The organism is Novosphingobium sp. KN65.2, from assembly GCF_001368935.1.
GTDB classification, from domain to species: domain Bacteria; phylum Pseudomonadota; class Alphaproteobacteria; order Sphingomonadales; family Sphingomonadaceae; genus Novosphingobium; species Novosphingobium mathurense.
Genome location: NZ_CCBH010000190.1, coordinates 22,498 through 31,338 on the forward strand (window position 1 = coordinate 22,498; position 8,841 = coordinate 31,338).

Consider the following 8,841-nt stretch of genomic DNA (forward strand, 5'->3'; position numbering starts at 1 on the left):
GGAGTTACCGGCAAACCGTGGATGCGCAAGAAAAGAAAAGTTTTCCGGGTCGATACGCAATTGTGGTTCCGGACGCTTCGCGCGGTTACGCAAGCGGCCAGCGAAAGGCGATGGTCCGGTCCCCGGTAACCTCGCCCGCGGCGGAAAAGCTGCGTTCGTGGATCAGGCCACGGCCGTCTCGCGCAATCGTCAGAACGGTGCTGCAGCGCGTGCCATAGGTTTCATTCCGGATGAAAATCGGCGCAAATTGCGGCTCGGGTCCGTCCCCGATCGGCAGAGTTCCAGTCGGCGGCGTATCCGATCGCAGGCTGGCAAGCAGCGGCGCGATGTCCGCGTCGGATTGCTCCAGCCATGCCGCCAAGGCCTGCTGCAACTGGGCGGTCTTGGGCCAGGGTACGTCGAAGCCGCCGTTCGACAGGCCGTGGATGCCACGCGTCAGGCGCCGGATTTCGAGGCGCGGATAGTTGGTTCGGAACCGAGCCTCGCCGTGGTTCGCTTCGACGAGATTGAAAGCGTTCATCTGCGTCACGCCTTCCGGTTCGAGGCCCTCGAGAAGGTCAGTGACGAGCTTTCCCCGGCTCGGCCTGTCTGGTCGGGAGCCTTCCGGCACGCGATAGTTGGTCAGTAATGCGAAACGTCCCGCCTCGTTGAGGCCGAGCCAGGTGCCGCCGCCCAGCAGGTCCTTGCCGGCAATGATCCCGCTGCCATCGTTCCAGTGCGCCAGCGGTGCGGTCGGGCGAGCGTGGAATTCGTCGCGGTTGCCCACGGCGACGAGCAGCCAGTCGGGGTGCGCGTTCCAGGCGAGAGCGGCGACGCACATCTCAGATCAGGCCCTTGGCGCGCAGGCTGACGTGCCCTTCGCGGCCGATCACGACATGATCGTGGACGGTGACGCCAAGCAGCCTTCCGGCCTCGGCGATGCGGTTGGTGACGTCGATGTCGGCGCGGCTGGGCTCGGGTGAGCCGGAGGGGTGGTTGTGGACGATGATCAGCGCCGTCGCTCCCAGGTCGAGGGCCCGTCGGATCACCTCGCGCGGGTGGATCGCCGCCTCGTCGATCGAGCCTTCGCCGACGAGATCGTCGAGGATCAGCATGTTCTTTGCATTGAGGTAGAGAACGCGCACGCGTTCCATGGTGAGATGGGCCATGTCGATGGTCAGGTAGTCGATCAGGGCCTGCCACGATCCGATCACCGGCGCCTCGCGCACTTTCTGCCGGGCCAGGCGCGTGGCGGCGACCGTGGCGATGCGCAGCGCGACGGCGCTGGCCTCGCCCATGCCGGGATGCGCGGCGAGCGTCCGCGGCGGGGCCTGCAGTACCCCAGCCAGAGATCCGAAGCGCTGGAGCAGGCTGCGGGCCAGAGGCTTCATGTCACGGCGGGGAACGGCCTGCATCAGCAGGAGTTCAATCACCTCATGATCTGCCAGAGCCTCGTCTCCACCCTCGATCAGCCGCTTGCGAAGCCGCGCGCGATGCCCTGCAGGATCGTTGCCGAGTGTCGTGCCGTTTTCTCGCGCGGCTTCGCCTTGCACCGTTCCTTCGCCGGAATGGGCGCCGCGTTCATCGAAGAGTGGGGCTTGGTCTGGCATATCTTGTACAAACAATTGCCTTTCTGGCACGGCCAGCGCAAGTGATGGAGCGGATGGCGCAAGACGAAGACCAGCATGTCGAAGGGATCGAGACACCTGAACCGTTACCGGGAGAAGCCCGGCGGCGGCGACGCTGGCGCGCGCCCCTGGCGGGCGTCCTGGCGCTTGCTGCGGTAGCGGGCGGAGGCATCTGGATCCTGCGCGAGGATATTGCCGACAACGTGATTGCCGGCCAGCTCGATTCGCTGGGCTTGCCTGCGCGGTACGAAGTCGTGAGCATCGGTCCCTCCGAACAGGTTATCCGCAACCTCTCGATCGGCGATCCGGCCAAACCGGATCTCACCATCGAGGAAATCCGCGTCCGCACGCGCCTGAACTGGGGCATTCCCGGGATCGGGCGGATCACGCTGGTCAGGCCGCGTCTCTATGGCACGCTGCATGGCAATCGCCCCAGCTTCGGCACGCTCGACAAGGTGCTGTTCACGGGAAGCAAGGAGCCTTTCGCGATGCCCGACTACGATCTCAAGATCGTTGACGGGCGTGGGCTCATCGATAGCGACCGGGGCCGGATCGGGGTGCGGATAGAGGGGCAGGGGCCCTTGCGCGATGGTTTCGCGGGAGAACTGGCGGCAGTAGCGCCCAGCCTGACAATGGCGGGTTGCAAGACCGGCAAGGCCAGCCTTTACGGAAAGATCTCGATTGCCTCGGAAAGGCCGCGCTTTGCAGGGCCTTTGCGGTTCGCGCGCCTTGCTTGCGCGGAACAGGATCTGGCGCTCGCCAACGCCGCAGCGAAGATCGACTTCACTTTCGACAAGGCGCTCGACGGCGGGAAAGGCAGCATCGGTCTGACCGCCGGGCAGGGCCACTATGCCAGCAATCGCTTCGATGGGGCATCGGGCAAGGCGCAGGTCAGCTACCGCAAGGAGACCCTCAACGCCCGCTACGATCTTGCTGTGCGCGGCCTTGCAACGCCGCAGGCGCGGATGGCGAGCCTGGCGATAGACGGTCGGGTGCGTTCGAATGCAGGCATCGAGCGGCTCGATGTCGAAAGCGAACTTTCGGGCAGGGGGCTGGCGCTTGGCGTTCAGCTCGACCGGTCGCTCGCCGATGCGGCGCGTTCGGGCGAAGGCACGTTTCTCGGTCCGATTGCGCGCCAGGTTCGCGGGGCGCTCCAGCGCGAGACGCGGGGGAGCACGGTCGAGGCCAGCCTGATCCTGCGCCATTCGCCCGAGGGTATGAGCCTCGTCGTCCCGCGCGGTTCCGTACGCGGCGGTAGCGGCAAGGCCCTGCTGACGCTTTCGCGCGTGCAGGCGATGTTCTCCGAAGGTGCGCCGCGCCTGACCGGCAATTTCGCGACTGGCGGTCAGGGCCTGCCGAGCATCGCGGGGCGCATGGAATCCGGTGCGAACGGAGGGCTTTCGATGCATGTCGAGATGCCCGAGTATCGCGCGGGCGACACACGCCTTGCCGTGCCCGCGCTGGATCTCGTCCAGTCCAGCAATGGTTCGTTCGGCTTTTCGGGCAGTGCCCGGCTGACGGGTGCCTTGCCGGGGGGCAGGGCGGACAACCTGATCCTGCCGATCGACGGCGACTGGGCCGCAAACGGTGACCTGACCGTCTGGCCACGCTGCACGACGATCGGCTTCGACCGGCTCGCCTTTGCCAACCTGACAATCGACAAGCGCAATCTGCAGGTCTGCCCTGCAGCAGGCGGTCCTATCGTGCGCAGTCGCTCCGGTCGCTTCGAGGTGGCCGCGGGCGTTCCTGCGCTCGACCTTGCCGGGCACCTGGGAGAAACGCCGATCCGTCTCGCCAGCGGCCCCATCGGCTATGCCCGGAAAGGATCGAATCCCGGCGCGGTTTCGGCCAAGGCCCTCGACGTCGAACTCGGGCCTGCGGACAGTGCCTCGAAATTCAGGATCACGCACCTCGATGCACTGGTCGGCAAGGACATCGGCGGCACGTTCGATGAGGCCGACATTGCGCTCTATGCGGTGCCGCTCGACCTGCATCAGACCGCCGGCGACTGGCGTTATGCCGATGGTGTCCTGACCATCGACAAGGCGCGCTTCACGCTGGTGGACCGTGAGAAGGTCGCACGCTTCGAGCCTGTCGTCGCCCGCGATGCAACCCTGCGCCTTGCCGACAGCGTGATCACGGCCGAGGCGGTGATGCGCGAGCCGCGTTCGGATCGCGAGGTCGTGCGTGCCGATATCGTCCACAATCTCATGGATGCCAGCGGCCACGCGGACCTGAAGGTCGATGGCATCACTTTCGACAAGACACTGCAGGCAGACACGCTTTCCCATCTCGCGCTGGGCGTGGTCTCCAACCTCGAAGGATCGGTGCATGGCACAGGTCGCATCGACTGGAACGAGAAGGGCGTCACCAGTCATGGCCGCTTCGCCACCGACGGCGTGGACTTTGCGGCTGCCTTCGGTCCTGTGAAGGGGCTCTCCGGCGAAGTGCGTTTCACAGACCTGCTCGGTCTCGTCACTGCGCCGGACCAGAAGCTCAAGATCGCCTCCATCAATCCGGGCATCGAAGTGAACGACGGCGTTCTCTCCTTCGAGATGAAGCCCGACTACCTGCTGGTGGTGAACGGTGCGCGCTGGCCTTTCATGGACGGCACGCTGACGCTGGAACCGGCACGCATGCGCATCGGCGTTGCCGAGACGCGCAATTATACCCTCAAGGTCTCCGGGCTCGATGCGGCGACCTTCGTCCAGCACCTGGAGCTTTCCAACATCAATGCGACAGGCGTGTTCGACGGCGAACTGCCGCTGGTCTTCGACGAGGACGGTGGAAGGATCGAAAACGGTTACCTCAAGTCGCGCGAGCCGGGTGGAAATGTCTCCTATATCGGCGCGCTGACCTACAAGGACCTTTCGGCGATGGGTAACTTCGCTTTCAACGCCCTCAGGTCGGTCGACTACAAGAGTATGGAAATCGGGCTCGGCGGTTCGCTTTCGGGCGAGATAGTGACCCGCATCAGTTTCGACGGACTGAGCCAGGGTTCGGGGGCGAAAAGCAATTTCCTGACCAGGCAGGTCGCCAAGTTGCCGATTCGCTTCATTCTCAACATCAAGGCGCCGTTCTTCAGCCTGTTCGGCTCGATGCGCTCGCTTTACGATCCGACTTATCTCACCGATCCGCGAACACTCGGTCTGATCGACCGGGACGGGAAAGTGAGGCCGCGGCCTCCATCCATCGCCATTCAGCCTCCAGTCAGCGAGAATAATCCATGAAATCCTGCGAATTGACCGGAAGCGTTCCGGCTGCAACATACCCTGCCATGTTCGGCCGAGGGGAGTTGACGATGCAGCAGGGGAAGCCCCGGTCCGGTTGGCGCGCCGTATGCGCCGCGATGGTGGTGTTGGGAACGGTCCCGGCGCTTGGGGGGTGCATCAACGTTTCCGCACCCGACAAGCCGATCGTGATCGAGCTGAACATCAACATAAGGCAGGAAGTGATCTACAAGTTGGCTGCGGACGCGGCCAACACGATCGACGAGAACCCGGAGATTTTCTGATGGCAAGTCCGATCCGCAAGTCTGTCGCCGCAATCGGCATCGCCGGTGCCGTGTTGGCGCTGGGTGCCGGCAGCGCGGCTTTCGCCCAGAATCGCGATCCGGCCTACGCCGCTGCGCGCGCCGCGGGGCAGGTGGGCGAACAGACCGATGGCTACCTCGGTGTGATAGGCAATGCGCCGGCCGACGTTCGCGCCATGGTCAAGGACCTCAACAACAAGCGGCGTGCCGTCTATACCGAGAAGGCCGCGGGCAAGAGCACGATCGAGGAATATGCCTTCGCGACCGCTTGCCGCCTGATTCTCGAAACCAAGCCCGGTGAAAAGTATCAGGCGCCCGATGGCTCTTGGAAGACCCGCGATGGCGGAGCGCCAGCTCGCGATCCGCGCTGCCCGTAATTCTTTCCCGGGCGATCGAGCCGACCGCGAATTTGTGATTCGAATTGGAAAAGGGGTTGCAAGGCAAACGCGCCTTGCAGCCCCTTTTCAATTGCGCGATGCCCTGTGGATTGCCGCAGCCCTATTGCTACGACATCGGCAATTGGTACTAGGCTTCTTGCGCGCATTCCGCAGATGTGCGTCGATACTGTGTCTGCAACTGCAGAGTGCCACGCGCGGTACGGTTGACTCGGCAAATCGCCCACCCTAAGGGGGCGGCGCCCTCGGCGGGCAGCCGTTGATTGTGTCGATCAAACCGGGTGAGAGCACGACTGAGTGCAAACACGAAGGGGGAAGGCATGAGCGACGAGCCGAACGCACGGGACCCTGTCGGTGAAGACGCCCGCATCGATTCGCTGGACGAAAGGCTGAAAGCCCTTCGCGAGCGGGAAGAGCAGCGTCACAAGCCGGTCGGAGGCGTGGAATCGGATGCGAGCTATCGCGCCGGAAACCGCGTCCTGGCCGATTTGCTGGGAGGTGTCGCCGGTGGCTTGTTCCTTGGCTGGGTGATTGATCACTTTGCCGGGACCTCGCCCTGGGGACTGTTGGTGATGTTGTTCTTCGGAATCTTCGTCGCCTTCAGAAATATTATACGGAATTCGAACCAGCGCCCGAATTGACCCAACGGGGGGTGAACAGGGCGCTGTCGTTCATTGGCGACAGGGAAATTCGCGTGGCAGCCGAAGCGAAGGTCGATCCGATGCATCAGTTCAGCATCCAGCCGTTGTTCGGCTCGGATGGCTGGAATATCGCGGGTTACAACATCGCCTTTACGAACAGTGCGTTGTGGATGGCCATTGCCACCGTCGCCCTGCTGATATTCGTTGCGGGTGGTGCCAAGCGCCAGCTCGTGCCGGGTCGCTGGCAGATGGCGGTCGAAACCTTCACCGGTTTCGTCGATGGCATGCTGGCCGCCAACGTCGGCCCCAACGGCAAGAAGTACGTTCCGTACATCTTCTCGCTGTTCATGTTCATTCTCTTCGCGAACTTCCTGGGCCTGCTGCCGCTCGGCGTGATCGGCCTGCATCCCTTCACGTTCACGAGCCACTTCTCGGCCACCGGCGTGCTTTCGATCCTGTCGTTCTCGATCGTGCTCATCGTCGGCTTCGTGAAGCACAAGCTGCACTTCTTCTCGCTCTTCGTGCCGCACGGTACGCCCGCGGTGATGGTTGTTCCGATCTTCTTCGTCGAACTCATCTCGTTCCTGGTGCGTCCGTTCAGCCTCGGCCTGCGACTCTTCGTTGCGATGATGGCGGGCCACGTCCTGCTCGAAGTGCTCTCCAGCTTCGTGATCAGCTCGGGCAACGCAAACATCGCCCTGTTCGCCATCGCCGGTCTGCCCAGCTTCGTGCTGATGGTCGGCATCTGCGCGCTGGAACTGCTCGTGGCCGGAATTCAGGCTTACGTCTTCGCTCTTCTCACCTGCGTTTATCTGAACGACGCAGAGAACCTTCACTGATTTTATCCTTCAAGTTTACCAAAGGGAGTTTTTGAAATGGACGCAGAAGCTGCAAAGCTGCTTGGTGCTGGTCTCGCCGCTATCGGTTGCGGTCTCGCCTCGATCGGCGTGGGTAGCGTTTTCGCTAAGTTCCTCGAAGGCGCGCTGCGCAACCCCGGTGCTGCCGACGCGCAGCAGGGCCGTCTCTTCATCGGCTTCGCCGGTGCCGAGCTTCTCGGTCTGCTTTCGTTCGTTGTTGCCGCGCTGCTGATCTTCGCCTGATCGCGCGCAAACCCCGCACCGGCCGCCAACGCCCTTTGGTGAAGCGGCCGGCCAGCGGGGGCAAGTTTTTTACCGGCCACCTCGAGACAGGGCTGACCAATGCCTCAGATCGAACAGCTAGCCGCGACCTATTCCAGCCAGATCTTCTGGCTCCTGGTCTTCTTCGGTTTCACCTTCTTCGTCGTTGGACGGGGCATGGTGCCGAAGGTGATGGATACGGTTGCGCAGCGCGACAAACAGATTTCCGACGACCTCATCGCTGCAGAGCGTGCGCGCAAGCAGGCCAATGAGGAAGAGGAAGCATGGCGCGTGCGTGAAAACACCAATCGCGCCGAGGCTCAGGCCCTGATCGCCGAGGCCCGCACCAAGGCTGCTGCCGCTACCGAGCAGCGTCTTGCCGCCGCCCAGTCCGTGATCGACACGAAGCTGGCCGAAGCCGAAGACCGTATCGCGGAGGCCCGCAATTCGGCTGCCGCCGAGATCGAGGACGTGGCCGCCGATGCGACCCGCGACATCGTCAGCCGCATCGCTGGCCTGTCTCTCGACGATGCAGCGGTCCGTTCGACCGTGAAGGAGAACCTGGTCCATGGCTGAGAACGTCTCACCTTCGGTCGAACAGGGCCTCGCCCACGAAGCCGCTGAAGTAACCGGCGCAGTGGATGCCCACGCCACCGTGGAGCATCACGCCGAACCTCTGCTGCTGGGCATTGCCCCGCCGGTCGCGGTTGTCAGTGCGTCGATGCTCGTGCTGCTCCTGATCGCCCTGTGGAAGGGCCTGCCGAAGATGATCGCCGGTGGGCTCGACTCCAAGATCGCCGATATCAAGGCACAGCTCGAGGAGGCCAAGGTCCTTCGCGCCGAGGCAGAAGCCCTGCGCAAGGAATACGCCGACAAGATCGCCAACGCCGAAAAGGATGCGGCGGCGATGATCGAGCATGCCCGTCACGAAGCCGAGGCGATTGTCGCCAAGGCGGAGAAGGACACCGCCGATGTGATCGTGCGCCGCGAGAAGATGGCGCAGGACAAGATCGGCGCTGCCGAACGTGCGGCCGTCACCGATCTGCAGAACCGAGCCGCGGCTGCCGCTGCTGCTTCGGCCCGGGTTCTGATCAAGGCCAATCATTCGGCCGAAGCCGACAAGGCTTTCGTGGATCGGGCCATCGGCTCTATCTGAGCCCGGTTGCCGGTAGCACAAACAGAGAAAGCCCCTGCGTTCGCGGGGGCTTTTTTGTTGTGAGAAAAATTTAACCGTCACAAGCGCTTCAGTTTTTCATGCCCTGCAATATAGCCATACTTATTAGCCATTGATCGGGGTTCGATGGTTGAATGTAGGGGGTAAAATGAAAAATCTGACTGCTTGGCTGGCTGGACTCGGCCTTTTGGTTTGCCCGATTTCTGGAAGTGCTGAGCCGTTGTCGAAGCAATCGGTGCTGCAGTTAAGTCGTGTCGGTATAGGTGATGCGGCCATCGTCGCGAAAATTGAAGCCGACAAAGTTGATTTTGATCTTTCGACCGATGAGATGATTGCGCTCAAGGACCAGGGCGTATCGTAAACGCACGGTTGAG

At 62.9% G+C, this 8,841-nt stretch carries 11 protein-coding genes; 9 read left to right on the forward strand and 2 right to left on the reverse strand.

Features of this window, described 5'->3' with window-relative positions; translation table 11 throughout:
• Positions 1-85 precede the first annotated feature (85 nt).
• Both SPHV1_RS20020 and radC read right to left on the reverse strand, forming a co-directional pair.
• Positions 86-820, reverse strand: a complete 735-nt coding sequence (locus tag SPHV1_RS20020) for an NRDE family protein (RefSeq protein ID WP_054947770.1) — start codon at positions 818-820, stop codon at positions 86-88.
• A 1-nt stretch (position 821) separates the two neighbouring features.
• Positions 822-1,589, reverse strand: coding sequence for a DNA repair protein RadC (gene radC / locus SPHV1_RS20025; protein WP_054947771.1), 768 nt, complete (start codon positions 1,587-1,589; stop codon positions 822-824).
• Positions 1,590-1,642: 53 nt separating this feature from the next.
• Between radC and SPHV1_RS20030 the strand changes: the two genes are divergently transcribed.
• The 9 genes from SPHV1_RS20030 (at position 1,643) to SPHV1_RS25150 (ending at position 8,828) form a co-directional block, all read left to right on the forward strand.
• The gene (locus tag SPHV1_RS20030) at positions 1,643-4,837 is read left to right on the forward strand and encodes a YdbH domain-containing protein (protein ID WP_054947780.1); all 3,195 of its coding nucleotides are present in this window, start codon (positions 1,643-1,645) and stop codon (positions 4,835-4,837) included.
• Positions 4,838-4,908: 71 nt separating this feature from the next.
• Positions 4,909-5,121 carry a YnbE family lipoprotein gene (locus SPHV1_RS20035; RefSeq protein WP_082431082.1) on the forward strand — a complete coding sequence of 71 codons (213 nt, stop codon included), beginning with the start codon at positions 4,909-4,911 and terminating at the stop codon, positions 5,119-5,121.
• On the forward strand, positions 5,121-5,516 hold the full coding sequence (locus SPHV1_RS20040) for a YdbL family protein (RefSeq protein ID WP_054947773.1): 396 nt from the start codon (positions 5,121-5,123) through the stop codon (positions 5,514-5,516). The genes SPHV1_RS20035 and SPHV1_RS20040 overlap by 1 nt, the downstream gene beginning before the upstream one ends.
• 338 nt (positions 5,517-5,854) lie before the next feature.
• On the forward strand, positions 5,855-6,175 hold the full coding sequence (locus tag SPHV1_RS20045; RefSeq protein WP_054947774.1) for an AtpZ/AtpI family protein: 321 nt from the start codon (positions 5,855-5,857) through the stop codon (positions 6,173-6,175).
• 53 nt (positions 6,176-6,228) lie between these two features.
• A complete protein-coding gene (locus SPHV1_RS20050) occupies positions 6,229-7,014 on the forward strand; it encodes a F0F1 ATP synthase subunit A (RefSeq protein WP_054947781.1) in 786 nt (261 codons plus the stop codon).
• A 36-nt stretch (positions 7,015-7,050) separates the two neighbouring features.
• Positions 7,051-7,275 (forward strand): F0F1 ATP synthase subunit C, encoded by a 225-nt coding sequence (locus SPHV1_RS20055; protein ID WP_007013775.1) that lies wholly within the window; start codon positions 7,051-7,053, stop codon positions 7,273-7,275.
• 99 nt (positions 7,276-7,374) lie between these two features.
• A complete protein-coding gene (locus tag SPHV1_RS20060) occupies positions 7,375-7,869 on the forward strand; it encodes an ATPase (protein WP_054947775.1) in 495 nt (164 codons plus the stop codon).
• Positions 7,862-8,449: a hypothetical protein gene (locus tag SPHV1_RS20065; protein ID WP_079731515.1), complete on the forward strand. Its 588-nt coding sequence runs from the start codon at positions 7,862-7,864 to the stop codon at positions 8,447-8,449. The genes SPHV1_RS20060 and SPHV1_RS20065 overlap by 8 nt, the downstream gene beginning before the upstream one ends.
• 166 nt (positions 8,450-8,615) lie before the next feature.
• The gene (locus SPHV1_RS25150) at positions 8,616-8,828 is read left to right on the forward strand and encodes a hypothetical protein (protein ID WP_156367406.1); all 213 of its coding nucleotides are present in this window, start codon (positions 8,616-8,618) and stop codon (positions 8,826-8,828) included.
• Positions 8,829-8,841 lie beyond the last annotated feature (13 nt).

Excerpts from the sequence above, each read along its gene's own strand:
- SPHV1_RS20020 (WP_054947770.1), bottom strand. The coding sequence starts at position 820 with ATGTGCGTCGCCGCTCTCGCCTGGAACGCGCACCCCGACTGGCTGCTC.
- radC (WP_054947771.1), bottom strand. The coding sequence starts at position 1,589 with ATGCCAGACCAAGCCCCACTCTTCGATGAACGCGGCGCCCATTCCGGC.
- SPHV1_RS20030 (WP_054947780.1), top strand. The coding sequence starts at position 1,643 with ATGGCGCAAGACGAAGACCAGCATGTCGAAGGGATCGAGACACCTGAA.
- SPHV1_RS20035 (WP_082431082.1), top strand. The coding sequence starts at position 4,909 with ATGCAGCAGGGGAAGCCCCGGTCCGGTTGGCGCGCCGTATGCGCCGCG.
- SPHV1_RS20040 (WP_054947773.1), top strand. The coding sequence starts at position 5,121 with ATGGCAAGTCCGATCCGCAAGTCTGTCGCCGCAATCGGCATCGCCGGT.
- SPHV1_RS20045 (WP_054947774.1), top strand. The coding sequence starts at position 5,855 with ATGAGCGACGAGCCGAACGCACGGGACCCTGTCGGTGAAGACGCCCGC.
- SPHV1_RS20055 (WP_007013775.1), top strand. The coding sequence starts at position 7,051 with ATGGACGCAGAAGCTGCAAAGCTGCTTGGTGCTGGTCTCGCCGCTATC.
- SPHV1_RS20060 (WP_054947775.1), top strand. The coding sequence starts at position 7,375 with ATGCCTCAGATCGAACAGCTAGCCGCGACCTATTCCAGCCAGATCTTC.
- SPHV1_RS20065 (WP_079731515.1), top strand. The coding sequence starts at position 7,862 with ATGGCTGAGAACGTCTCACCTTCGGTCGAACAGGGCCTCGCCCACGAA.
- SPHV1_RS25150 (WP_156367406.1), top strand. The coding sequence starts at position 8,616 with ATGAAAAATCTGACTGCTTGGCTGGCTGGACTCGGCCTTTTGGTTTGC.